Annotated in this window: 23 protein-coding genes, 1 tRNA gene and 2 pseudogenes; 14 read left to right on the top strand and 12 right to left on the bottom strand. The window is 65.7% G+C overall.

The window, feature by feature from the left end:
* Both VFW69_RS21575 and VFW69_RS21570 read right to left on the bottom strand, forming a co-directional pair.
* A pseudogene (locus tag VFW69_RS21575) lies at nucleotides 1–67 on the bottom strand (FHA domain-containing protein FhaB/FipA); the annotation flags it as partial.
* A gap of 124 nt (nucleotides 68–191) precedes the next feature.
* Complete coding sequence (locus VFW69_RS21570; protein ID WP_526504388.1) at nucleotides 192–1,829, bottom strand: FHA domain-containing protein; 1,638 nt, start codon at nucleotides 1,827–1,829, stop codon at nucleotides 192–194.
* A gap of 253 nt (nucleotides 1,830–2,082) precedes the next feature.
* Here VFW69_RS21570 and VFW69_RS21565 point away from each other — a divergent pair.
* Nucleotides 2,083–2,165: transfer RNA gene (locus tag VFW69_RS21565), tRNA-Leu, on the top strand.
* A 221-nt stretch (nucleotides 2,166–2,386) separates the two neighbouring features.
* Here the strand turns inward: VFW69_RS21565 and VFW69_RS21560 are convergent.
* Complete coding sequence (locus VFW69_RS21560) at nucleotides 2,387–2,833, bottom strand: DinB family protein (protein WP_526504394.1); 447 nt, start codon at nucleotides 2,831–2,833, stop codon at nucleotides 2,387–2,389.
* 384 nt (nucleotides 2,834–3,217) lie between these two features.
* Here VFW69_RS21560 and VFW69_RS21555 point away from each other — a divergent pair, with 384 nt between their 5' ends.
* The 3 genes from VFW69_RS21555 (at nucleotide 3,218) to VFW69_RS21545 (ending at nucleotide 6,385) form a co-directional block, all read left to right on the top strand.
* A complete protein-coding gene (locus tag VFW69_RS21555; RefSeq protein WP_526504392.1) occupies nucleotides 3,218–3,808 on the top strand; it encodes an acetyltransferase in 591 nt (196 codons plus the stop codon).
* Between the two features lie 185 nt (nucleotides 3,809–3,993).
* Nucleotides 3,994–5,904: a putative alpha/beta hydrolase gene (locus VFW69_RS21550; RefSeq protein WP_526504386.1), complete on the top strand. Its 1,911-nt coding sequence runs from the start codon at nucleotides 3,994–3,996 to the stop codon at nucleotides 5,902–5,904.
* A gap of 67 nt (nucleotides 5,905–5,971) precedes the next feature.
* On the top strand, nucleotides 5,972–6,385 hold the full coding sequence (locus VFW69_RS21545; RefSeq protein ID WP_526504384.1) for a hypothetical protein: 414 nt from the start codon (nucleotides 5,972–5,974) through the stop codon (nucleotides 6,383–6,385).
* Nucleotides 6,386–6,508: 123 nt separating this feature from the next.
* Here VFW69_RS21545 and VFW69_RS21540 read toward each other — a convergent pair whose 3' ends face one another.
* The 4 genes from VFW69_RS21540 to VFW69_RS21525 all read right to left on the bottom strand — a co-directional run bounded on the left by VFW69_RS21540 (nucleotide 6,509) and on the right by VFW69_RS21525 (nucleotide 9,775).
* A complete protein-coding gene (locus VFW69_RS21540) occupies nucleotides 6,509–6,838 on the bottom strand; it encodes a GNAT family N-acetyltransferase (RefSeq protein ID WP_526504382.1) in 330 nt (109 codons plus the stop codon).
* The gene (locus tag VFW69_RS21535; protein ID WP_526504380.1) at nucleotides 6,825–7,820 is read right to left on the bottom strand and encodes a pirin family protein; all 996 of its coding nucleotides are present in this window, start codon (nucleotides 7,818–7,820) and stop codon (nucleotides 6,825–6,827) included. Before VFW69_RS21535 ends, VFW69_RS21540 begins: the two co-directional genes overlap by 14 nt.
* Nucleotides 7,821–7,883: 63 nt before the next feature.
* Nucleotides 7,884–9,266, bottom strand: coding sequence for an acyl-CoA dehydrogenase family protein (locus VFW69_RS21530; RefSeq protein WP_526504378.1), 1,383 nt, complete (start codon nucleotides 9,264–9,266; stop codon nucleotides 7,884–7,886).
* A gap of 92 nt (nucleotides 9,267–9,358) precedes the next feature.
* On the bottom strand, nucleotides 9,359–9,775 hold the full coding sequence (locus VFW69_RS21525; protein WP_526504376.1) for a WhiB family transcriptional regulator: 417 nt from the start codon (nucleotides 9,773–9,775) through the stop codon (nucleotides 9,359–9,361).
* A gap of 143 nt (nucleotides 9,776–9,918) precedes the next feature.
* Here VFW69_RS21525 and VFW69_RS21520 point away from each other — a divergent pair, with 143 nt between their 5' ends.
* The 6 genes from VFW69_RS21520 to VFW69_RS21495 all read left to right on the top strand — a co-directional run bounded on the left by VFW69_RS21520 (nucleotide 9,919) and on the right by VFW69_RS21495 (nucleotide 14,217).
* A complete protein-coding gene (locus VFW69_RS21520) occupies nucleotides 9,919–10,701 on the top strand; it encodes a helix-turn-helix domain-containing protein (RefSeq protein ID WP_526504374.1) in 783 nt (260 codons plus the stop codon).
* Nucleotides 10,698–11,528: a C40 family peptidase gene (locus VFW69_RS21515; protein WP_526504372.1), complete on the top strand. Its 831-nt coding sequence runs from the start codon at nucleotides 10,698–10,700 to the stop codon at nucleotides 11,526–11,528. Before VFW69_RS21520 ends, VFW69_RS21515 begins: the two co-directional genes overlap by 4 nt.
* Nucleotides 11,529–11,576: 48 nt before the next feature.
* The gene (locus VFW69_RS21510) at nucleotides 11,577–11,939 is read left to right on the top strand and encodes a DUF4226 domain-containing protein (protein ID WP_526504370.1); all 363 of its coding nucleotides are present in this window, start codon (nucleotides 11,577–11,579) and stop codon (nucleotides 11,937–11,939) included.
* A 135-nt stretch (nucleotides 11,940–12,074) separates the two neighbouring features.
* Nucleotides 12,075–13,541, top strand: a complete 1,467-nt coding sequence (locus VFW69_RS21505) for a DUF4226 domain-containing protein (protein ID WP_526504368.1) — start codon at nucleotides 12,075–12,077, stop codon at nucleotides 13,539–13,541.
* A gap of 50 nt (nucleotides 13,542–13,591) precedes the next feature.
* Entirely contained in the window at nucleotides 13,592–13,909 is a 318-nt protein-coding gene (locus tag VFW69_RS21500) for an ESX-1 secretion-associated protein (RefSeq protein WP_499917397.1), read from the top strand.
* Nucleotides 13,906–14,217: a DUF2694 family protein gene (locus VFW69_RS21495; protein WP_526504366.1), complete on the top strand. Its 312-nt coding sequence runs from the start codon at nucleotides 13,906–13,908 to the stop codon at nucleotides 14,215–14,217. Before VFW69_RS21500 ends, VFW69_RS21495 begins: the two co-directional genes overlap by 4 nt.
* 24 nt (nucleotides 14,218–14,241) lie before the next feature.
* Here the strand turns inward: VFW69_RS21495 and VFW69_RS21490 are convergent, their stop codons facing one another.
* Nucleotides 14,242–14,385: a hypothetical protein gene (locus VFW69_RS21490; RefSeq protein WP_526504364.1), complete on the bottom strand. Its 144-nt coding sequence runs from the start codon at nucleotides 14,383–14,385 to the stop codon at nucleotides 14,242–14,244.
* A gap of 82 nt (nucleotides 14,386–14,467) precedes the next feature.
* Between VFW69_RS21490 and VFW69_RS21485 the strand changes: the two genes are divergently transcribed.
* Together VFW69_RS21485 and VFW69_RS21480 are read left to right on the top strand one after the other, a co-directional pair.
* Entirely contained in the window at nucleotides 14,468–16,186 is a 1,719-nt protein-coding gene (locus tag VFW69_RS21485) for a DUF5632 domain-containing protein (RefSeq protein WP_526504362.1), read from the top strand.
* 71 nt (nucleotides 16,187–16,257) lie between these two features.
* Nucleotides 16,258–16,578: a DUF2710 family protein gene (locus tag VFW69_RS21480; protein ID WP_526504390.1), complete on the top strand. Its 321-nt coding sequence runs from the start codon at nucleotides 16,258–16,260 to the stop codon at nucleotides 16,576–16,578.
* A gap of 72 nt (nucleotides 16,579–16,650) precedes the next feature.
* Here VFW69_RS21480 and VFW69_RS21475 read toward each other — a convergent pair whose 3' ends face one another.
* Entirely contained in the window at nucleotides 16,651–17,424 is a 774-nt protein-coding gene (locus VFW69_RS21475) for a TIGR03084 family metal-binding protein (RefSeq protein ID WP_526504360.1), read from the bottom strand.
* 50 nt (nucleotides 17,425–17,474) lie between these two features.
* Nucleotides 17,475–18,807 (bottom strand): annotated as a pseudogene (locus tag VFW69_RS21470) (MFS transporter).
* A gap of 96 nt (nucleotides 18,808–18,903) precedes the next feature.
* Between VFW69_RS21470 and VFW69_RS21465 the strand changes: the two are divergent.
* Nucleotides 18,904–19,512 carry a YqgE/AlgH family protein gene (locus VFW69_RS21465; protein WP_526504358.1) on the top strand — a complete coding sequence of 203 codons (609 nt, stop codon included), beginning with the start codon at nucleotides 18,904–18,906 and terminating at the stop codon, nucleotides 19,510–19,512.
* Between the two features lie 20 nt (nucleotides 19,513–19,532).
* Here VFW69_RS21465 and VFW69_RS21460 read toward each other — a convergent pair whose 3' ends face one another.
* Both VFW69_RS21460 and VFW69_RS21455 read right to left on the bottom strand, forming a co-directional pair.
* On the bottom strand, nucleotides 19,533–19,874 hold the full coding sequence (locus tag VFW69_RS21460; RefSeq protein WP_526504356.1) for a hypothetical protein: 342 nt from the start codon (nucleotides 19,872–19,874) through the stop codon (nucleotides 19,533–19,535).
* A gap of 68 nt (nucleotides 19,875–19,942) precedes the next feature.
* The gene (locus VFW69_RS21455; protein ID WP_526504354.1) at nucleotides 19,943–21,079 is read right to left on the bottom strand and encodes an LpqN/LpqT family lipoprotein; all 1,137 of its coding nucleotides are present in this window, start codon (nucleotides 21,077–21,079) and stop codon (nucleotides 19,943–19,945) included.
* A 184-nt stretch (nucleotides 21,080–21,263) separates the two neighbouring features.
* Here VFW69_RS21455 and leuS point away from each other — a divergent pair, with 184 nt between their 5' ends.
* The gene (leuS, locus tag VFW69_RS21450; protein ID WP_526504352.1) at nucleotides 21,264–24,173 is read left to right on the top strand and encodes a leucine--tRNA ligase; all 2,910 of its coding nucleotides are present in this window, start codon (nucleotides 21,264–21,266) and stop codon (nucleotides 24,171–24,173) included.
* The last annotated feature ends 6 nt before the right edge of the window (nucleotides 24,174–24,179 follow it).

Raw genomic sequence — 24,179 nt, 5'->3', positions numbered from 1 at the left:
ACCAGATGAATACCCACAGCAGCATCAGAAAGCCGGCGCGCGTCAGCTGCAGTACCAGTCCCTGCATCTGGCGTCCTTTCCGTCCTAGCGTCGCATCCCTGGCGCCCGTGACTCCGAGCACATCGGCTACGTCACGATACTTGGACGGCGGATGACACGGGGCAAAGCACGGCAGCGTTAAGCCCAGTGGCTTAGTGGATCCGGACGATGATCTCTGAGTGGCCCAAGCGGATCACGTCGCCGTCGGCCAGCTGCCACTCCTGGATCGGTGCGTTATTCACCGTGGTCCCGTTGGTCGAGTTGAGATCCGAAAGCAGCGCGACCTGTCCGTCCCAGCGGATCTCGAGGTGACGCCGTGACACGCCCGTGTCAGGCAACCGGAACTGAGCATCCTGTCCGCGGCCCACGATGTTGGAGCCCTCGCGCAGTTGGTAGGTGCGGCCGCTGCCGTCGTCGAGCTGAAGGGTGATGGTGGTTCCGCCGGCGCCGTAACCGCCCTGGCCGTAGCCGCCGTAACCACCCTGTTGCCCGTAGTCGGCGGACTGACCGTAGTCCGCCTGCTGCCCGTATTCCGCCTGCTGGCCGTACTCCGCCTGCTGGCCGTAGTCGTACTCGGGGCTGGCGGCCTCCGGGTAGCCGCCGGCTTGACCGCCGTACGTTCCGCCCTGAGCGTGCTCGGAGTACTGGGTGTACTCGGCGGAGCCATAGTCCTGGCGGCCGTATCCCCCGCCTTGCTGGTAGCCCTGGTCGTACCCACCGCCCTGATCCGGGTACCCGGGTCGTTGTTCGGGCGGGGCGTAGCTGCCCTCGTCCTGGCGGGCCGGACCGCGACCGTAATCGCCGTATCCGCCATAGCCCTGCTGACCACCGCCCTGCTGACCGCCGGGCGGGGCATAGCCGCCACCCTGGCGGTACCCCTGGTCGTAGCCCTGGCCGCCGTAGCCACCAGGCGCGGGGGGACGCTGCTCGTACGACTGCGGATAGCCGCCCTGCCCCTGCTCGGGGTAGCCGCGCTGGTCTTGGTAGCCCTGCTGCTGGGGGGCGTAGCCGCCCTGGCCCTGTTGGTCGGGGTAGCCGCGCTGTTCCGGGTAGCCCTGTTGAGGGTGGCCGCCGCCGGGTCCCTGCTCGGGGTAGCCGCCCTGTTCCGGGTAGCCGCCCTGCTCGGGTTGGCGGGGCGGCGGGTAACCCTGCTGAGGTGGGTAGCCTTGCTGCTCGGGAGGATATCCACCGCGCTGGTCGGGTGCTCCCTGCGGCTCTGGGCCACCGAGCGCTTCGTCCTGCGGACGCCCGTAGCGGTCGTCGTAGTACTCGTCGCCGGGCCGGCCCGGCCCCTGAGCCCCGCGGTAGCCAGAATTGTCAGTCATTGGTGCTACTCCTCGTTCTTCGCCGAACGCATTATTTGATTGTGGCCGGACGGAGTTGTCGGCCGTCGGGCGGGGCTGGACATCAGGGTTGACAGCACCGCGGGCGCGGTACTGGCCGGTGCGCAGGTTCGACGACTGCTCGAACCGAACGACCACCTCACCATACGTTTGCCACCCCTGTTCGTGGATGTAGTCAGCCAAGTACCTCGCGAAAGCGCTCGACGTGAGATTCGAATCGGCGCTCACCTTCTCGAAGTCGTGCATACCGAGGGTAATGATGTATTCGTTGGGGGCCAAAAGGCGATTTCCGTGAAGTTTCTGGACTCCGTCACGCGCCTCCCGGCATAACAGGGCTTCGACCTCTTGTGGAACGATCGATCCACCGAATACCCGGGCGAAGGCGTTGTCTACCGTCGCCTCGAGTTTGCGCTCGATCCGCGCGACCAGCCCCCGTTGGCTACTCATCTCCTACCGTTCGCGTGCACTTACCATCAGGTATTGCCGCTGGACGGCAAACGAATCACCCCGGTGCTGGATCACTCCCGCATCGTATCGGGACATCGTGTCGCTGCGGCACTTTCGAAATCGTAAGAACTGCATCGTCCCAGTTCAGTGCCGTGTGGGCCGCCGGCTGCACGGTGCGGTACGGCTCCGGGTCCCACTTCGCCGGTTCGGGAATCGGGCCATTAGAGTGATATGGTCCATCGGTTGTTTTTCCGGGCGAGTGGCGGAATGGCAGACGCGCTGGCTTCAGGTGCCAGTGTCCTTCGGGACGTGGGGGTTCAAGTCCCCCTTCGCCCACACTGAGCGGTTCTACGAAAAGGTCACGGTCTCGAAAGAGGTCGTGACCCTTTTCGTGTTTGTGGGGATGAACGCGGGGCCGCGCTGTCCCGGAAGGTTCAAGCCCTAGTTGACCGGGTCGCCGTTCTGGTTGCGGTATGTGATGACGATCGTGTCGATGCCTTGGTCGACGGCACTCTAGCGCCGGGGATTCAGCTTCCCCGCAGCACGCCGGCCCGTAGTCATAGTTGGCGGCGAATGTCGACAAGATGGTGCTGCATTTCGTGCGCGGTGTGTACCGCAACCCAGCGCAGCGACCGCTCACTGGTCTCAGGGTAGTGATAGACCACCGTGCGGTCCCAGTCGAAGGCGGCGAGCCGAGCTAGCACATTGCTGAATAGCGTTGCGGCGTCGGCGAGTTGACGGGCGACCTCGACGGGGTCCTGTTCGGTGTAGCCGTCGTGCTCGGCCCGCTCCTCGCGACCCATGGACGAGCATTCGGCGCCATTGACCCGCCGAGCCGCGAGCACCCGTTCGCGTTGCACGAGCAGCACATCACGCAGATGGCACCCGTACTCCAGCGGAGACCATACGTCGGGCCGCACACGCAGCCGCACGTCGTCACCGTCACGAGACAGAAGCGCGACAACCTCTGCGGCCGCGGCGCGGATGGCGTTGCCGGCGGTCATGGCTTGCCGCAGGTCATACGTGAAACCACATTCGGCGCAGGGGCCTGTCACGGGACCATCATTCCAGACCGGACCTGGGCATTTCGCACCAAACCGACTCAGGAGGCCGACGCGGCGAGATTCAAAGTTGTTGTGGCCGCGGTGATTAGATGAACTTAGGGATAGCCACCGTGGATGCGGGCAGGCCGCAGACCGCGGGCACCAGCGAGCGGCCAATGCGCGTCGGCCGCGGCGGTGACCCAGCCCATGCTAGTCAGGGTAGCCTTACCTAACTAGACCCGGTAGGGTCTGGATCATGACGTCCTCCAATCCCGTTGTGCCCTACACCGTCGACGATCAGCCGCTCAGCATTCTTCCCTCGTGACGACCGGGTTGCCCGCAGCCATACTCCCTCGCGAGCTCACGGATATCGCCGAGGCCGTCCGCAAGGTTCCGCCTCCGCCGGTTCCGGAATTGGCGCTGCCGAACACGATTCGCGTCGCCGACCCCGACGGGGCAGATGCGGAGATCGTGGCGGAGTGGATGAACCGGCCACATTTGGCCGCCACCTGGGAGTACGACTGGCCGGTGGCCCGTTGGCGCAACCACTTACGCGCCCAGGTCGACGGCGCTTACTCGCGGCCGCTCATTCTCAGCATCCAAGGTGTGGACCGCGCCTACATGGAGATCTACCGGGCCGCCAAGGACTCGATCGCCCGGTGCTACGACAGTCAGCCACACGATCTGGGACTGCATGGGGCAATCGCAGACGAGGAGCTGGTGAACCGCGGCCTGGGTCCCCTGATACTCCGCAAGGTCATCGCCAGCATTCTGGTCAAAGACCCCGCGTGTCAACGGATCATGTTCGATCCAGACCATCGCAACACGACGGTGCGGCGACTCTGCGAGTCCCTGAGTTGCGTATTCCTCGGCGAACACGACATGGTCAATCGGCGGATGGCGCTATACGCGCTGGGGCGGGCGACCCCTAAATAGGGCTCGACCCGGCACGACAGAAAAGACGCCAGGACCAAACGCTTACGGCGCATCCGTCGCGGCCCCCGGGCGACGCGTAGTGAATTGACCCCTTTATCGGGATAAGTACCCTTATGGCAGCTCAGAAGGGGTGGAGATGCTACCCGCGATGAGATGCCCAGAGTTAGCTAGCCATCGACGGTGTCATGGGACTTCCCTATATAGATGAGAAGGCGCTCGTCGCCGAAGCTGGCGGAGACCCCTGGGCGATTAATGCAAGCCTGCAGGCTGGCAGCCCGTTGCAGATTTCGAATCTAGCCGGTGCCTTTCATCGCGCGGGCCGCTGCACTGCGGAGTCCGACAACGCTTTCCAGCAAGCCCGCACCCGCTTCGAAGCCGCCTGGAACCACCAGGATGGCGGCCATCCGATCAACGACTCCGAAGAAGTGCAGCGGGTGGTGAAATCCCTGGGAGCGCAGTCGTTGCAGCTACCCAAGGTCGGCGCGGACCTCGAGAACATCGCCGCGACGTTGGCCGACGCACAAAAGGCAGGCGCAGCGCGGATCGCCACCTTGGATGCGCAGTTAAAGAGCATCTCGGACTCGGTTGTCCAGGCCGCCAACCTTTTGAACAACGACAAAAGCCTCAGCGCGGCGGATAAAGAAGCGGTACATGCCTTCATCAACACGTGCGAAGACGACGCCCTGCGCGACACAAGGGCAGCACTCGCCGATCTGCAATCAATTCGCAACGGCTACTCCGATGGCCTGCAGAAGTCGCTGAACAGCCTTCACGCCGAAGGGTATGACGGCGCCCCCCTCCATGGCGCCGACGCTGACAGTGTTGGCCCGCCGCCGCCCGCCCAACAGGCCGCGTTGGCCGATATTCGTCAAGTCACCAATCAGGCTGTTGTGGACCAAATGGCCAAGGTGCGCGCCGCGCAGGAGGCGCTCAACAAAGCCGCGGCAGACCTCTATACCCACGGGCCGGGCTCACCGGAAGGCGACGCTGCCAGCGCCAGGCTGCCCAAGCTCAAAGCCGATCTTGCTCATGCTCTCGACGACCTGGGCAAGATTCCCGACTACAACAGCATTGACCCCGCGTCGGTGAACATCACCCCCGACGGGCATTTCATGTTCACCTACAACGTCAACGGGCAGTCCGTACAGGCTTACGGCCAGCTCAAGAACGGCACGGGTGAGTTCTTCGACCAAGCCACCGGTACGTACTACACCTTCAATGGCGGCAAGTTGACCGGCATGCGCACGCCGGACCCCGGGCGGGTGGAAGCCACCTCTGAACCGCTGTTTACAGCCATCACCCTGGCGGTCGGGGCACCGGAGCTCAAGGCGGGCGGCGAAGCGCTTGTGCAAGGCGTGAAGATGCTCTTCAGCCGCCAAATGTTGGAGGGCCTGACCGCTGACAACGTGTTTCCCCGCGCACTGGCCGGAGCCGAGGAACACTTTCAAATCGCCGAGCGGAACCTCACTTCTCATACACCGCTGCCCGGAGGGCCGGTACCGGGCACCCACCCTCTTGAGCCACCCCCGGTCGAGCACGCGCCACTGGCAGACGTACCCGTCGAACACGCGCCGGCAGGACCTCACGCACCTGCATTGCCTGATAGCCCACCACCGCTACCGCCAGATCACCCGCCGCCGCCTCCGCTTGCCTCGGACCACCCTCTGTTCGACGGATATCACCCTGTTGAGCCGGGCCCGGAATTCACCCACCCCGACGGTAGCCTGCGATATCCCGAGGACATGTTGCCGACCAAGCCGTACGCGGTGCCCGGGACTGTCGTGCCCGACGCTCATCTCACCCCAGGCTCCATTCTCAGCAGATTCGGCAATCCGGGGGGCTCGTACATGGCTCCCGAGGGAACACCCTTTGCTGAACTTTCACTGCCTCCGGGAAGTGCTGCCAAACCCTTCTACCAATACGTTGTGCAAGATCCGTCTGCGCTGCCGCCTGGTTGGCATATAGAAGGATCGGAGGCAGCGCCGTGGTTCCATCAACCGGGTGGAGGTCAGCAATACCGAATCATCAAACCAGATGGCACAAATGGTACTGTGGAACAGCTCGAACGTTTTGGCGTAGTACTGCGGATACGGTGAAATGGTAAATTTTTCGCATTTGTCAGACATTTGGACAGAGTGGGCACCCAAAGCCGGGTTGGATGGCGTGTCAACCTTGTTAAGCTGTGATGACTGCGAAATTGTATTCAGAGCCAATGACTATTCGGTCCATCTCCGCGATAACAAAAATTGCTGGGCAATCGACATGGTCGATGACCGTGGTCAAAGGCGCAATGACGTTGCCACGTTTTCGAGTTTTGACCTGGTAGAAAAGTATCTAATTTGGGATTGGGCAACGCTCGCTCGCTCCGGCTTGGCGTCTGGCCCGTTAGGCACCGACCTCTATAAATTGGGATACGCTGCCGGCATTGAAGTTTCCAAGTTAGAGAAAGGAAATATTGAACTGTGCCTGGAAGGTGACTGCGCCACTTTAGTCGTGGGCGATGCGACAATTTTCAGCCACATAATGCTAAGATCATTAGACGAAATTCTGGAAATCGCTAGGCAAGGCGGGCTTTGAACAATTCTATCGTCCGTAATCTAGCTGCAGTCGACGGCAGGCTTCCCCTCCGCAGCACTGAAATATTGATTGTCCGGTCGCCGTGAATTCTGATTCGAACTCCGAACGAGAATCAGCACCTCGCTATGAACGCACCCACTGCGTGATCTCCGGCGTGACCGGGTCGGTGATGTCGTCGAATTCCGGATGCTTCTTGAGCACCGTTCCGATCATCGAGCACACCGGAACGATGCGCTTGCCCTCATCCCGGGCCTCGTTGAGCGCCTCCTCGACAAGGATGGTCGCCAGCCCACGTCCGCCGTACGCCGGATCGATTTCGGTGTGGTAGAAGACGCGCTGATCGCCGCGGTCGGCGAAATCAGCCAGCCCCACGGTCTTACCCTCGACGGTGATCGTGTACTTGCCGTCCTGAAGGCTAACCGTGGCTTCCACACCGGTCTTATCGGTTGTCATCTGTGCTTCCCTTTCTTTGCGGTGTAGGCCGGGGCCGCAGCCGAGCGGTCGGCAGCGGCGGGGCGGGCAGCCGGGCGAACGCTCCCCGGTATCCCTGGACGGCGCCGAATCGGTCGTCGGCGTCCTCCCACAGTCGGCGGTAGTTGACGATGTCCTCATGGCTTCGTCCGACGAAGTTCCACCACATCACCAACTCTTCGGCGAACGGCGTGCCGCCGAGCAGCAGCACCCGCGCGGGTCCCTCCCCCGCGTTATGCACCTGCAGCCGGGGCCGGCCGGGACTTCGGTATGCCAACTCGGCGACCGCCAGGGCCGTCCCGTCCACGTGTATGGTCCCGGAATCACACAGCACCCCGTGCTCGAAGGCGGGGTCCACGTCGATGTCCAGGGTGGCTCCAGTCTCGAGGTCAATCTGGGCGCCCAGCAACGGCGTAAACGTCGGCACCGGCGACCGACTGCCGGCCAGCTCGCCCAGAAAGACGCGCGCATTCGCACCCGGCAGTGCCAGGGGCGCGGGCGCGTAATGGGCGAAGTCTCGCCCGGTGTCGCGATCGGGTGCGGGCAATGCCAGCCAGAGCTGGACACCGTGCAGCGGGGCGCCGGTATCGGCCGAGACTTCCGAGTGGCAGATGCCAGCCCCCGCGGTCATCAGATTCAGCTCGCCGGGCCGAACGGCCGCGTGTACGCCGGCGCTGTCGCGGTGCTCCACTTCCCCACTGAACAACCAACTGACGGTTTGTAGTCCCGTGTGGGGATGCGGTGGGACGTCCATTCTCGCGTCGACCGGGCCGTAATGGTCGATGAAACACCATGCCCCGACGAGCGAACGCTGGCGTTGCGGAAGGGTGCGTTGCACCCGCATCGCCCTGGGGCCACCCAACGGAACCTCGCGCGGTTGCAGCACTTCCACCGTCGAAGAGGCGCCCAGGTATTGTGAAGCAGCGCAGGCGACTTCGGCCGGAGCGACTTCAAGATTGCTCATCGTCCACCCTCCGTCGCGGGGTCCTCAATGCTGCGCCTTCATCCGCGACCGTACCCGGCGTGCTTACTTGCGCGGGGGCCGCAGCACCTTCATGGCAAGCCGCATGATGGGCTCGGGCACGCGATCCTTCACAGACAGCGCGTTGTCGGCGGCCCGGGATCGCAGCGGGGCCCCTCGCCCGAACACCCGGTTCAGCGGTCCGCCGGACGGCTCCAACACCACATGCAGCGGCGGGGTGCCCACGGCGGCGCCCAGCGCGTTGGAGATGACCATCCGCTGGATCTCGCTGGTTCCTTCAAAGATGGTGTACAGCTTGGCATCCCGATACCACTTCTCGACCGGATGATCGGTGATGTAACCCCAGCCGCCCATGGTCTGGATAGCGCGTTCGGTAGCCTTGACCGCGACTTCGCTGGCGGCCATCTTCGACATCGAGCCCTCGCCTCGCTCGAAGGGGACGTTGTTGGCCGCCATCCACGATGCACGCCATGTGAGCAGCCGAGCGGCGTCGATCTGGGTCGCCAGTTCCGCCAGCGGGAATGCGATGCCCTGATTGTCGATGATGGGGCCGCCGAAAGCCTCGCGCTCGGTGGCGTACGCGGTGGCGTACTCGAGCGCCGCGCGGGCGATGCCAATGGCTTGGGCGGCGACCATGGGTCGGGTCTGCTCGAAGGTGCCCAACGTCGCCGAACCGGACCGCTTTCCGCCCGCCACGACTTCCCGTGCTTTGGCGAGTTTGTGTTCAAGCTTTTCTTGTCCGCCAAGTAGATTGGCGCCCGGAACGCGCACGTCTTCGAAGAGCAACTCGGCGGTATGAGACGCCCGGCAGCCCAGCTTGTCGAGTTTTCGCACCAGCTTCAGTCCGGGTGTGCCGCCCGGCACTACGAACAGTGCTTGACCGCGATGGCCGAGCTCCTCGTCGACCACTGCGTTGACCACGTGCACATTGGCAATGCCACCATTGCCGATCCACATCTTGTGGCCATCGATGATCCAGTCGTCGCCGTCGCGGCGCGCGAAGGTGCGCAGGTTACGCACGTCACTGCCGCCCTCGGGTTCGGAGATGGCCAACGCCGCGAGTTTGAGATCTCCTGGCGTGCCGAAACATTCGGGCGCCCATTCCAGCATCTGCTCTGGGGAAGCGGCCTGGCCGATCGCTGACAGTGCCAACGCCGGCATGACGATGGCCAACCCGATGCCCGCGCAGCCCCAGAACAGCTCCTCCATGAACATGGGCAGCGAGATGCCGGTCGGATCGCCGATCAGATCGCGGTAAAAGAGCGGGCTGTAGAAACCGCGCTGGGCCGCCTCTTCCAGCACGGCCCAGGGAAATTCCTGTCGCTGGTCATAGTCGAGCGCTACTGGGCGTATTACGGATTCGGCGAACTCGTGCGTACGCCGGGCGAGGTCGTGTTGTGCTGCCGTCGGGGTCAGGTCGAACGTCATGGGGGCGCCTCTAGGTCGACAGACTCTCTTGCCGACCCCGACTACCCCGTTGACCGGCTTAGCAAACTGCTATCGCGGCTTTCGACGAAATGTCAGGCAGCCGAACGGGGTTTAACTTGCGCCAGCGGGAGGTGGAGCACGACCGCGGCCACCGCGACCGACTCGTGTTCGTGACGTGCCAGCAGCGCCGCGTTCTCGGGCAGCTGTCGAGCATTGATCTCGCCGGCGGCGATGCGCCGCAGGACGTCGTGTGCGTGAGCGAGCTGGTCACGCTTGCGGTACTGGCCGCCCGGCAGCTTCACCCCGGCCCACACGCCGTACTCCTCGTGGTGCGCGATGGCGTGCGCGGCGCAGCGGCGCTGTTGCGCCAGCGGGCAGCGGCGTAAGCATTGGATCCGCGCCTCGGCGGCCGACCGCTCGTATGCGCGCGCCTTCGCGGCGCCGTCACCACCGTCGTCGTCGGGGTAGCCGAACCAAAGTTCCGGATTGACTGCGCATGGGTGTCCCATATCGGTCTCCTTGTCGAGCGTGAAACGTAGAAAGAAGCGTATACAGAAGCGCAGGCTCAGCGCAAGAGAAACGTGACAAAAACGTATATACCGCTATCGACGCCACTGGCTGTGTAATATCCGGCCCATGGCCGGAGCGTGCGGTGACCCGTGAGTCGGCCGGTGCGGCTATCCGCGCATTGCGTGAATCACGCGATTGGTCACTAGCCGACCTCGCCGCCGCGACCGGGGTGAGCATCATGGGCCTCAGCTTCCTCGAGCGTGGTGCCCGCAAACCGCACAAAAGTACAGTTCAGAAGATTGAAAACGGCCTCGGCCTGCCGCCGGGCACCTACTCACGGCTGTTGGTGGCCGCCGATCCGGATGCCGAGCTGGCGCGCCTGATGTCCGTGCAGCCGCCGGCTCCCATGCCCGCGCGGCGCAGCGGACCGGTGGTGGTTGACCGTCATAGCGACACGGAAGTGCTGGAAGGCTATGCCGAAGCGCAGCTCGATGCTCTCAAATCCGTCATCGATCGATTGCCTGCGACAACATCAAACGAATATGAGACGTATATTCTGTCTGTGATCGCGCAGTGCGTGAAGGCAGAGATGCTCGCCGCCAGCTCCTGGCGGGTGGCCGTGAACGCCGGCGCCGACTCGACAGACCGGCTGATGGAGCATCTCCAAGCTTTGGAGGCGACGCGTGCGGCGCTGTTAAAGCGGATGCCCACCAGCTTGAGCGCCCGTTTCGACCGGGCATGCGCCCAGTCGTCGTTACCGGAGACAGTCATTGCCGCCCTGGTCGGCGTAAATGTCGACGAGATGTGGGATATCCGCAATCGGGGGGTGATCGCGCCGGGTGCTCTCCCCCGCGTCCGCGCATTCACCGACGCGGTCGAGTCGGGCCAAAAAGAGGCAAGCCAGGACGACGAGGGGGCATCGTGAATCAATCCGAAGTCGAGGCGTTGAGCCGTGCCCATCAACTCTTCGCCGGCAGCACCCAGCCGTCGTCGCTGAACGCAGACAGCTCGCATTACCGCAATGCGTTGCAGCGAGCGGCCAGGCTGAGCGACAAGATGGCGCACGGCGGTTACCAACTCGCGGTGGACCACAGCCGGCAACGCCTCACCGCGGCGGCCGGCACCGACGCCGCGGCCACCGAAATCATTACCCGCGCGCACCGCGGTCGAGCACAGGCCAGCGACCTGACCCGAAGCGTCCTGGACGCGGCCCGCGCGGATGCCGAGAGGCCGGCGACGCCCTTGGCCCAGCGGGAGGCGATGCGGCGCCGCGTGACTCGGCTGCGGGCCCAGCGGGCGCACGTCGTGTCGGCGCGCTTGCGTGCGCGACGCCGCTACGCTGAACTGCTGGCCTTGCGTTATCGGCTCCGGCGCGACCATCGGCTCGGGGTTCCTGTACTGCGGGGGCTGCCGAACGACCGTGCCGGGCTGGCGGTGCGCGCCGCATTGTCTCGACTGGGCCGACCATATGTCTGGGGCGCGACCGGACCCGACCAGTTCGACTGTTCCGGGCTGGCGCAGTGGAGCTACGCCCAGGCCGGTATTCACCTGGATCGCACCACGTATCAGCAGATCAACGACGGCATCCCGGTGCCCCGTTCCCAGGTGCGGCCCGGTGATCTGGTGTTTCCGCACGCCGGCCATGTGCAGCTGGCCATCGGGAACAACCTGGTTGTGGAGGCGCCCTATTCGGGTGCCTCGGTGCGAATAAGCCGACTGGGCAACAACGTTGCGATCCGCCGTCCGATATGACAAGCCGAGACCGCCCGGTGACGCGGGCACGATGAATGGGGTGAGCCGATGCCGGAACAACCCGGGCCCTCGTTAGAGGCCGTTGAGGCGCGGCAGTCGGCGCTGGCGAGTCAGCACGGCATCGCGTCCGAAGCCGATCGGGTGTTGAACGAGGTGCTGACCAGCGCTCACGACGCAGCGGGCGCGAGCGTCAGGCGACTGGACTCCATCGCCGAGCAGATCGACCACGCGACTGTGAACCAGGGGGACCTCGCCCTCGATACCCCCATGGGCGCGCGCGAGTTTCGAAAGTTTCTGATGGCCAAGCAACGCGAGATCGCGTCGGTCGTGGCCGAAGCGCGCGAATTCGGTCAGGCGAAAGCTGCTGTGTTGCAGAGCCTTCGGGCCCAGTACGGCGCCGACAGTCGCTAACCAGAGCCAGTCCACACCGTGCAGCACAGTGAATTGTCGGCAACTATGCCCCGCAGTACTGTCGCCGAACATGGAGGGGCCGCGTCATTTCCCGCAGCAGCGTTCGTGCAAGCTGCGCCGGCTCCTGCTGGGCTGATGTCGGCCTACGACGACCTGCTTGCCGCGGTCAAATACGTCCGAGATCGCACCGGTGATCCGAGCGCATGGCAGACGGGTTTAACGCCGGGCGAAGTGACCGCCGTGCTCACCCCGACCACCCGCCCCGAACAGATCGAGGCAATCCTGCGCAAGATCCGCCAACAGCACGCCGGCGCGTTCGGCGCCGGAACGACGGCCAATCCACCCGTGCGGCGGCCGGCCGCCGAAGCCACGGCACCGCCGGATCGCGAAACCGGCGATGCTGCCGACGCTATCGCCAACGCTGAAGCGGCGCTTGCACAACAGAACTCGGCGAGCTCGCAGCTGGACCTGCAGGTAATCTCGGCGATCCTGAACGCGCACCTGCATGCGGTTGATGGCCGCGAAGCCCTCACCAAGCTGCAACACGACACCGAAGCCGCGGTCCGGACCAGGTCGGACCTGGATACCCCGGCGGGGGCGCGTGACTTCCAGCGGTTTCTCATCGGCAAGCTCCGAGACATCCGCGAGGTCGTCCTGAACGCCAGCCTGGATGACACGTCGAAGTCGGCGCTGATGGCCGCCTGGACGTCGCTGTACGACGCCTCCAAGGGTGAACCGAATGCCCCAGGCGAACGCCCGCGAGCCGCGGTGCCGGTTGGTGATGGACCCGCGGGCGCTGTGACCGACGATGTCGACGCCGAATGGGATCCGCTGCTGGACTCCTTATTGGCCGACGATGACGGGCTGTCCAGCGATGTTTCAGGGCCGGATCCGGCCACCGTGGCCGCGATGCCGGCCATACCGCAGCAGCCGATGGCGCCCGCCATGCCTACCTTCGGAGGCGGGTCACTCCCGGGGCTTGGTTCTCTGCCCGCGTCGATGGCCGGTTGGCAAGGACCCGGCGAACTTCCGTTCTCCGGGCTGCAGGGCGGCGAAAGGACCGATCCGGCTCTGGAGGATCTGGCCGACGAGGAGCTGCCTAACGACCAGGACCAGGACCAGGACCCGAGCTCGCGCGACGCCTCCAACGAGCCAGGCGACGGGACCGATGCCCGGCACGGGACGTCATCCGATGAGCCGTCGGCCGGTCCGACACCGGTGACCTTGCCCGACGGGGAAACGGTCACCGCTGCTAACCCGCAGCTGGCAGCGGCGATCACGGCCGCCGTCGGCGGCGCCCCGATAGCGGAGGCCTTCCAACAGCAGGGAATGACCATTCCCCCGCCGGGAACCGCGGTGCCCAGTCCCATCGATTCCCTGCAGGTTGCGCCCGGCGATATCGGGATGTTCACCGATCGTCACGCGCTCGCCCTTGGCCCCGGCAAGGCGCTTCTCGATGGCCAAATTCAACACATCGCCACCGTGAGCGGGCCGAGCTTCCTAGGCTGGGAGCATCCGCCGGCGTCGAACGCGGCAGTAACGACGTCGGCCAAGCCTGACCCACCGACACCTACCCGGCCGGCGACCTCGTCGACCACCTGACAAAACTGAACTCGCCGGCGCAACCGGCGGTCGTCAACAGGAGACAGCGGATGGCAGATTCAATTCATGTAGTGCCTGCGCACCTACGTCAGGCTGCCGCGCATCACCAGGACACCTCGGAGTACTTGCGTACCGTCCCGTCGTCGCACGCCGCGATCCAAGAGAGTCTCGATTCGCTCGGGCCGATCTTCAGTGAGCTGCGCGACGCGGGCCGTGAGCTGCTGGAACTTCGACGCCAGTGCTATGAGCAGCAAGCTGCTGACCATGCCGATCTGGCCGACAAACTGAACGTGTCGGCGACCATGTGGGAACAGCATGAGCAGGAGGCGGCAGGGAAGTTCGGCGACATCGTCGACCGCGGTCGATGACCGACGCGAATCCCGCGTTCGACACCGTTCACCCGAGCGGACACATTCTTGTCCGCTCTTGCCGCGGCGGCTATATGCACAGCGTCGCGCTGAGCGAAGAGGCGATGGAAACCGACGCTGAGACGCTGGCGCACGGCATCCTGCTGACCGCCGACGTGTCATGCCTCAAAGCGTTGCTGGAAATCCGCGACGAGATCGTCGCGGCCGGGCACACCCCCTCCGCAGTGGTCCCGACCCCCCGCGACCTTGATGCGGCCATCGAGAAGTTGTTGGCGCACAAACTGCGCCGCCGTAACGGCGCGATCTAGAGGGTTGTCAGGCGAGCCGCAGGCCTAGCGTAACCGGGGCCTAGCCGCGTTGGGATCGGGAGCGACACCGGTTGGCGGCTCTACCGGATTGGGGCCGAACAACTCTCGCGCGCGAGCGAGGAAGGCGCGCACCTCATCGAGTTGCTGCTGCAGTGCAGAATCAGCCATGCCCTTACGCTACCCAGGGCCTTGCGACCGCACAATTCACCGACCGCATAAGTCGCCGGCCGCGTCCCGGTACGCTTAGCCGGTGGCGGTCTTCGGTCGGATGTCGGCGCGTCAGCGCCTCCGGAGAGCTACCCGGGAATCACTGGCGATGCCGGCTTTCAGCTCCCCTATCGACTGCACCCCGTGGGTGACAGGCGGGTTGTGGCCTGCCGAACTGTCGACGGCCACAGCCGAAACTGCCACTCTCGCTGAACATCTCAAGGCCGACCTGCAACGAATTGCGCATGCCGCCAACGATGAGCTGAAGTTGCTCAAGCGATCGGGAATGACCGACCTTTCCCGTCAGGCGGCGGAGGCGCGAGTCATCGACGAGGCCCGCGGCCGTGCGGTGCGCCGAGTGGAATCGACGATTCGTTATCTGCATGCCATGCGAAGTGGAGCCCACGCCCCCGCTAGTCCCCCACCGAGGCTCGAGCCGTCCGAGGCGGACCCTGAAAAGACGCAGGTGCTGCCGGCAATCCGCGAGGCAAAGCCCGTCGCCGAGGCGCCCACGCCGCTTCCAGCGGAGGCAACCCCACACCCGGGAGGAAGGCGTCGTCGAGAGTCTGCGGTCGAGCCAGTCGCCGACCCCGGCACACCGCAGGCACCCCGGCAGGAAGCCCCTGCCGACGACGCCGCCCGCGGCACCGCCGATGTGTCACATCTCGGCGAGACCCAAGTCATCCCGGTGGTCAGGGACAAACCTGTTTCGCCGGCGCCGGCAACGGCGCCGGTGCAGCCTGCGCCCGAGCCGGCTTCGGACCAGGCCGACTCCGGTCGCCACCACGCCGTCTTCGAGCCGGTCGGTGGGAACCAACAGGAGGCGGCCAGCGAGCCGACCACTAACGAGGATGAGCTTGCGGGCACCGCCGACGCAGCGCATCTCGAGCAGACGCAGGTCATTCCGGTGGTCACGCAGGCGGAGCCGGCGTTCGAACCGGTGCAGCGTGCGCCCGAGCCGGCTTCGGACCAGGCCGACTCCGGTCGCCACCACGCGGTCGTCGACGAGCCGGACACCACTGACGCGGAGCCGCAGGAACCCGTTGCCGAAGCCACGCCTGCCGCGGCCGACGCTACGCCCGTCGTTGCTGAACGCGACAGGGCCTCCTCCGCCACCCGGCCCAGCACCGAAAAGCCATCAACCTCAGCGGGTTTCGACAATGAGCGGCTGAACCGGTTGCTCGAGTTCGTGGTCCGGCAGGAGCCGCGCCTGAATTGGGCGATCGGAGATCGTGGCGACGGCACGACGGTACTGGTCACCGATCTCGCTCACGGTTGGATACCTTCAGGCATCAACCTTCCGGGGGGTGTGCGGTTGTTGGAACCCGAGCGTCGCAGCGGCAGGGTCGCCGCGCTGATCGGCGAAACGGCGCGCGTCGTCACGTACACCCCCGGTGATTCGTTGCACCGCTCAGTCAACTTCACCGCGACCAGGTCGTCGGTGGAGCCACGCACCTTGCCCGGCATCGATGATCTTGCGAGCGTGCTGAGCGCGGCCACGCGTGGGCGTGACGATTTGCCCAAGATCGTGCTGAGGCTGGCCGGAGCTGCCGCCGCGGGAACGGTTGTCGTCGACCAGGAGGTCGACGTCCTGCGGGTCCATCTCGATACCTCGCGCTACCAGCTCTTGGTTCAGTATCCGAACGTCAATCCCGCGCTCCTGCTCAAGTGCCTGTTGATGGCCGCCACCGAGGGCATCGCCAGCGGAGACGCTGTGTCCGCGAACTACCACCTAGCCTGGTATCAAAAGCTTGCCGGGTGAGCGCCCGGCGGTTTGCCGCAAACCTGCTCGCATATGAATTGACGCTGGTCGGAGGGGTCGACGATACTGTCATGGTGGCGGGTTCGGGCAGTCGCGCGAATCTCAGCGAGAAGGATCTCGTCGAATCGGTTCTTCGGGAACTGAGCGAGGCGGCCGACAAGTGGGAAGCCCTTGTGGCGCAGGCCGAAGCCGTCACCTACAGTGTCGACCTCGGTGACATTTACGCAGTTGCGAATTCCGATGGCCGGTTGCTGACACTGACTTTGCATCCCGGGGTGATGACCGGGTACGGCCACGTCGAGTTGGCCGAAAGACTGAACGTCGCGATTACCGCACTGCGCGAGGAGGCTGAGGCCGAGAACCAGGCGAGTTACGGCGGGCCGCTGCACTGACGCGTGCTCTACGCGCTCATCGACCGGCGCGTGAATTGATGGGCCCCGGCTCTCTTCGCGCGTTTCACGCGCTCATCGACCGGCGCCGGGAGGCCCCGCGAAAGCCTGAGCGATCTGCAACCAGCGCTGGGCGTCGGCGCCCTGGGCAGTGATGTCGAGGGCGCTCAACGGACGCCGTTGAGTGACCAGGAAACAGAAATCCTGCGCGGACCCACTGACTCGCTGCTCGGCATCGGCCGGCCCCCAGGTCCACGTGTCGCCGCCGGGACCACGCAGCTCGACCAGAAACGGCTCGGCCGGTGGCGCCAAATCGTTGATCGCGAAGGCGAAATCGCGGGTGCGTACCCCCAGGTGAGCGATCGACCGCAGGCGCTCGGTCGCGGGTCGCGTCACGCCCAGGGCATCGGCGACATCGAGGCCGTGTGCCCAGGTCTCCATCAGGCGCGCGGTGGCCATCGATGCCGCACTCATCGGTGGGCCGAACCACGGGAGCTTGCGACCGGACTGCACCGTGAGCAGCGCGTCGTGCAGCCGTCCCCGGGTGAGCCGCCAGTCGGCGAGGAGCTCGGCCTGCGCCAGTGCCGCCAGCTCCTCGGCGCCGTTGTCTACGAAGCCCGCCGGGTCGGCGGCCGCGCCCGACAACACCTCGGCGAATCCGGCCTCGTCGGTGACCGCGATCAGAGCGACCCGATCGGTCCACAGCAGGTGGCCGATCTGGTGTGCGATGGTCCAGCCGGGCGCCGGCGTCGGGTCGGCCCAGCGGTCGGACGATAATGGCGCGACCAGCTCGTCGAGCGCGTCGCTCTCGGCACGCAGGTCGTCGACCATGGGCGCGGGACCGGTCATCGCCGCCCTCGACTATCGGCTGCGGAGGTCGAACAACTCACGTCTGTACCTTAACGATCGCTCGCCGTCTCGCCGCTGCGACCGATGATGATGTGCACGGCCAGGCCGATCAGGTAGAGCACAGATCCGAACAGCGCGAAGGTGGGCGCGTGCCCGTCGTCGGGAATCAAGATGCCGGCCACCGTGATCGAGACGATGAACGCGACCCAGAACACCGCGTCCTGCACCGCGAACACATGCCCGCGAAGAGCGTCGTCGACGTCCATCTGGATCGCGGTGTCGGCGCAAAGCTTGACCATCTGCCCGGTGATGCCGAGCAAGAAGCCGCACGCGACCATGACCGGGACGAGCAGCTCGGCGCCGGCGACCTCGATGATCGCCGACGTCGCCAGCGCGCCGTTTGCCGTCGCGTAGCGTCCCCAGCGGCGGATCGCGGGTGGTGTCAGGACATTAGCCAAAAAGGCGCCCAGGCCCGCGGCGCCGAAGAACAGCAGGGCAGTGCCGAATCCCCCACCCTTGAGATTGGGCATGTGATGGACCAGCAATAAAACCAGCAGCGAGTTGATGCCGACGACCATCCGGTGGGCGGCCAAGCCGGACAGGGTGGCGGCGACCGTAGGACGCTGCGCCACCGTGCGTGCGCCGTGCAACCAGCCGGTGATCACCGCGTAGATGACGGGTCCGTGGATCGCTCGCCGGGTGTCGTCGGGGCCCAGCACCCGCGCACCGAACCGCCAGGACAACAGCAACGCGATCGACACGGGAATCGCCGTGATGAACACGATCGCCGAGGCGCCCTTGTCGCTGGCCCCCAAGATGAATCGGGGCACCAGCATGAAGTTTGCGCCGAAGAACGCCGCGATGGCCCCGGATGCGGTGGCAACCGAGTTCATCGTCACCACCTGCTCGCGCGGCACCACATGCGGCAGCGACGCCGACAGCCCGGACCCGACAAACCGGGCCAATCCGTTGGCGAACAGGGCGCCCAGCAACAGCGCTATATCGCCGGCCCGCATCGCCAGGATCGTGCCGATCGCGGCGAAGAGGATCAGCCGGCCCACGTTGGCGCCGACGAGCACCAGCCGCCGATCCCAACGGTCCATCAACGCACCAGCGAACGGACCCAGCAGCGAGTACGGCAAGAACAGAACCGTGAAGGCGCGCGCTATGGAAAGCGGATCGGCGGCCCGATCAGGGTTGAACAGCAGGGCTCCGGCCAGCGCCGCCTGAAACAAACCGTCACCAAACTGGCTCGCGACGCGCACCTGCAGCAGCCGCCAGAAATCAGGCAAACCGCGCGCCGACCGCCAAATTTCTACGGGTGCGCTGGACTGCATCCGGGTTGGGATCACCGAAACCGACTTCCACGATTGGGGCTGGCAAAGCTCGCGCGATCAGAGCCGCTTAATAACAGTACAAATCCCCCTGGCCCACGCTCTCGATTGCCCCGGACCACGATGCACCGGATGCGATGATGGTGTGGTGCCACCGCCGGAGGATCCTGAGGACTACGTCGCACCTGCCGCGCAACGGGTGCGCGCGGGCACTTTGCTGCTCGCCAACACCGACCTTCTCGAACCGACTTTTCGGCGCAGCGTGATTTACATCGTCGAGCACAACGACGGAGGCACGCTGGGCGTCGTCCTGAACCGCGCCAGCGAAACAGCGGTGTACAACGTGTTGCCGCAGTGGACCAAGCTGTCGGCCAAGCCGAAGACGATGTTCATCGGCGGGCCGGTGAAGCGTGACGCGGCGCTGTGTCTGGCGACGCTGCGCGTCGGCGCCGATCCCGAAGAAGTGCCGGGCTTGCGGCACGTGGACGGCCGGGTGGTCATGGTCGATCTGGACGCCGACCCCGACGTGATCGCGCCACTGGTCGAAGGGGTGCGGATCTTCGCGGGGTACTCGGGCTGGACTATCGGTCAGCTGGAAGGCGAGATCGAACGCGACGACTGGATTGTATTGTCCGCCTTGCCATCCGACGTGCTGGTCGGACCGAGGTCCGACCTGTGGGGCCAAGTCCTGCGTCGCCAGCCGCTGCCGCTTTCGCTGCTCGCCACCCACCCCATCGACGTCAGCCGAAATTAGGGCCTCTTCCCCGGTTCAGTTCAGTGGCACGACTGCGTGCAGCCGGCGCAGCTGCCGGCGCAGGCGGGCGCCGCTGCCTCCTGGCGCAGCGCGAAGCGCGCACTCTGCCACGAGCCCGCGGCCAACGTTCCCAGCGCGCCCACCACACAGACGACCAGCACAACCAGCGCGGTGTCTGGGACCGCGGCCACGCCCACCGCGCCGCCGGCTGCCAGCATCACGGCGGCCGCCAACTGCGTCGGCGCCATCGCGCGCAGCGCCAATGCGGTGGCGCCGAAATTGCGGTTGTGCGCAAGCGACCAGGTGCCGAACCCCGCCGAGGCCAGCGCCGCACACATGCACAGCACGCCCGCAATCAGCATGGGCTCACAATACGAGCCGGGTCACCGGCCCGCGCACCCGGCTCTGCGGGTGCCGGCGCCGCCGCCCTTTAGTGCTGCAGGAACGAGAAGTTCGGTAGCGGGGGCAGTCCCGGCACCATGGCCAACAGGCTGGGTGTGCGCTGCGGATTTGTCATCGGCGCCTGCGCGGGGAGCCCGACCGGGGCCGCGGGTGACGTCTGGGCGAGCGGTACCAGCGGCGTCGCGCCGGGTGCCGGGGCGGTAGGCGCGACTGGAGCCACTGCCGGCGCCGGGACGACCGGAGCAGCGGCCGGTGCCGGAGCGGCAGGCGCGACCGGTCCAGCGACGGCAGCCTGAGCGGGCAGCCCAACCGGAGAGGCGGCGGGAGCCTGCGCCGGCGCCGGGGCGGCCGCACCGGGAGCGCTGACGCGGAATCCGTTGATGATGGCGTCGGTGGCCGGTGCGTCGGCGACGCTCACCGCGCGATCGGTGGTCACCGCGAGCGACACGAGGTACTTGTCGTGTCCCGACGTGGCAATGACGTGGCGCCGCGACGTGTTGAGCGTCAAGTCACCATCGCGGTAGGTGCCTTCAACGATCGACGACGGGAAGCCGCCGAAATCGGCCATCGCGGCGTTGGTGGGCTGCCAGGCCAGAAGCTTCTGGCTGTCGACGTAGCCATGGGTGATGGCCTCTTTCGGATCGAAGTCGCCGACCACTTTGTACACCACGACCTGCGCATTCGACGAGTAGATGCTGCTGCCGTGCCGGTCGGCGATGACCGCGAACGCATCGGGCACGTTGGGATCAGGCACCTGGGTCCAGCGCGCGGGCACCGGCAGGGTGATGTCGAGTGCATTGAAGCCCTGGGGCTTTTGCGCCTCGAGCTTCACGCCCTTCGATTGCAGGAATTCGTGGATCGTTCCGGACGTCGCCGGAACCGGAGCCGCCGGGGTGATCGCGGCCGGAGCCGTGGTTCCCGGTGCCGTGGCGGTCGCCCGCGGGGCGATCTGGTTGCCGGCCGGCGGGGCCGCGAGATATCTGCTCGGCGGCACCAGCTCGGGCCCGAGGTTCTGCGGCGCCGGCGCGGGAACCGCGGGGACGGGTGTCGGCGCCGGAGGCACCGGGTCTGCCGATGCCGTGCCGCCCGCAACAACCGCCAGACCCATCAGGCCAGCGACCACACCGCCGAGGAGTGCCCGGTGGACGGGGACGATCTCAATCATCTGCGTCGGTCCTTCCAATGGCTGCCTACCAGAACCCGTCGATAGTGGCTGACTGTAACTAGAGGTCAAAGGCGGTGAACAGGGTCGAAACACACCTGGGATGAACCTCTGATCGGCGCGCAACGGAACCGAGACCAACCTGTGGCCGGCGGACCCGACGTGTCGGCCCTTATACCCTGTTCAGGTGACCGACTCCCCGACCGCTTCGCCAGCGAGCAGCTCTGGCGGCGCCGCGCCCGACTCTGAGGCGCCGCCGCATCGCTACACCGCGGCGCTGGCGGGTCGTATCGAAGGCGCGTGGCAGGAGAACTGGGCGAAGCTTGGGACGTTCAACGTGCCCAACCCGGTCGGTTCGCTGGCACCGGCGGACGGAGCCCCGGTCCCCGACGACAAATTGTTCGTGCAGGACATGTTTCCCTACCCGTCGGGGGAGGGGCTGCATGTCGGCCACCCATTGGGCTACATCGCAACGGACGTGTACGCCCGCTACTTCCGGATGACCGGCCGTAACGTGCTGCACGCGTTAGGGTTCGATGCATTCGGGCTGCCCGCCGAGCAGTACGCGGTCCAGACCGGAACCCATCCGCGCACCCGGACCGAGGCCAACGTCGTCAATTTCCGGCGCCAGCTCGGACGCCTAGGCCTCGGCCACGATAGCCGGCGCAGCTTCTCCACCACCGACGTCGAGTTCTACAAGTGGACCCAGTGGATCTTCCTGCAGATCTACAACGCCTGGTTCGACACCGCCGCCAATAAGGCACGCCCCATCGCCGAATTGGTCGCCGAATTCGATTCCGGCGCCCGCGGCCTCGAGGACGGGCGGGACTGGTCCGGGCTGTCGGCGGGGGAGCGCGCCGACGTGATCGACGGCCACCGGCTGGTCTACCGGGCGGACTCGATGGTGAATTGGTGCCCCGGTCTGGGCACCGTGCTGGCCAACGAAGAGGTGACCGCCGACGGGCGCAGCGACCGCGGCAACTTCCCGGTGTTCCGGAAACGATTGCGGCAGTGGATGATGCGAATTACCGCATACTCCGACCGGCTGCTCGACGACCTCGACGTACTGGACTGGCCCGAGCCGGTCAAAACGATGCAGCGCAACTGGATCGGCCGGTCCACCGGCGCCAAAGCGCTGTTCGCGGCGACTGGTGCCGACGGCGAGACGGTCGAAATCGAGGTGTTCACCACCCGGCCCGACACGCTGTTCGGCGCCACCTACCTCGTGCTGGCGCCCGAGCACGATCTGGTCGACGAGTTGGCGGCGGCCGCCTGGCCGGATGGCACCGACTCACGTTGGACGTACGGCGCCGCCACACCGCGCGAGGCCGTCGCCGCCTACCGGCAGGCGATCGGATCCAAGTCGGACCTCGAACGCCAGGAGAGTAAAGCGAAGACCGGCGTCTTCTTGGGCAGTTACGCCGCCAATCCCACCAACGGGAAACCGGTGCCGATCTTCATTGCCGACTACGTGCTGGCCGGATACGGCACCGGGGCGATCATGGCGGTCCCCGGCCACGATCAGCGCGACTGGGACTTCGCCCACGAGTTCGGTCTTCCGATTGTGGAAGTCATTGCCGGCGGCGACATTTCGGAGTCCGCCTACGCCGGCGACGGGGTGCTGATCAACTCCGGCTACCTGGACGGATTGGATGTGGCCGCGGCCAAGGAAAAGATCACCGCGCGCTTGGAGGCCGAGGGTCGCGGCTGGGCGCGCATCGAATTCAAGTTGCGTGACTGGCTTTTCGCCCGTCAGCGCTACTGGGGCGAACCGTTTCCCATCGTCTACGACGCGGACGGGCGTGCGCATGCGCTCAGCGAAGCCGCACTGCCGGTCGAGCTGCCTGACGTGGCGGATTACTCGCCCGTGCTGTTCGACCCCGACGACGCCGACAGCGAGCCCTCGCCGCCGCTGGCCAAGGCGACGGAGTGGGTGCACGTCGATCTGGACCTCGGCGACGGCCTCAAGCCCTACAGCCGCGACACCAATGTGATGCCGCAGTGGGCCGGAAGCTGCTGGTATGAACTGCGCTACACCGATCCACATAATTCGGAAAGGTTCTGCGACAAGGAGAATGAGGCCTACTGGATGGGTCCGCGGCCTGCTGAGCATGGGCCGCAGGATCCGGGCGGTGTCGACTTGTACGTCGGCGGCGCCGAACACGCGGTGCTGCATCTGCTGTATGTGCGGTTCTGGCACAAGGTCCTCTACGACCTGGGCCATGTGAGCTCTAGTGAGCCCTTTCGCCGGCTGGTCAACCAGGGTTATATCCAGGCCTTCGCCTACACCGACGCTCGCGGCTCGTACGTCCCGGCGGAAGAAGTGGTCGAACGGGACGGCCGTTTTGTCTACCCGGGGCCCGGGGGAGAGGTCGAAGTCTTCCAGGAGTTCGGGAAAATCGGTAAGAGCCTGAAAAACTCGATCTCGCCCGACGAGATCTGCGACGACTACGGCGCCGACACCCTGCGTGTCTACGAAATGTCGATGGGCCCGCTGGAGGCCTCCCGGCCCTGGGCGACCAAGGACGTCGTAGGAGCCCACCGCTTCCTGCAGCGCGTGTGGCGTTTGGTGATCGACGAGCAGACCGGTGACACCCGCGTGATCGACGAGCCGGCACAAGAGTTGGCGACCGATACGCTGCGAGCACTCCATCGGACGATCGCCGGCGTCGCGGAAGACTATGCCGCACTGCGCAATAACACCGCTGCGGCCAAGCTGATCGAATACACCAACCATCTCACCAAGGAGCATCGCGACGCGGTGCCGCGTGCGGCCGTCGAGCCGCTGGTGTTGATGTTGGCGCCCCTGGCCCCGCATATGGCCGAGGAGTTGTGGCTGCGACTGGGTCACCAGACCCCGCTCGCGCACGGTCCCTTCCCGGTCGCCGACCCCGCCTATCTGGTCGACGACACGGTCGAGTACCCGGTTCAGGTGAACGGCAAGGTGCGCGGACGCGTGTTGGTGGCCGCCGATGCCGATCAGGACACGTTGACGGCCGCCGCGCTCGCCGACGAAAAGGTCCAGGCGTTTTTGGCGGGTGCGAATCCGCGCAAGGTGATCGTGGTCCCGGGCCGACTGGTCAACCTGGTCGTCTAGTGCCGC

This window comes from Mycobacterium sp. (genome assembly GCF_036273375.1).
In the GTDB taxonomy this organism is placed as follows: Bacteria; Actinomycetota; Actinomycetes; order Mycobacteriales; family Mycobacteriaceae; genus Mycobacterium.
The sequence above is the reverse complement of the archived record's forward strand: the minus strand, read 5'-3'. Positions and strand labels throughout refer to the sequence as shown.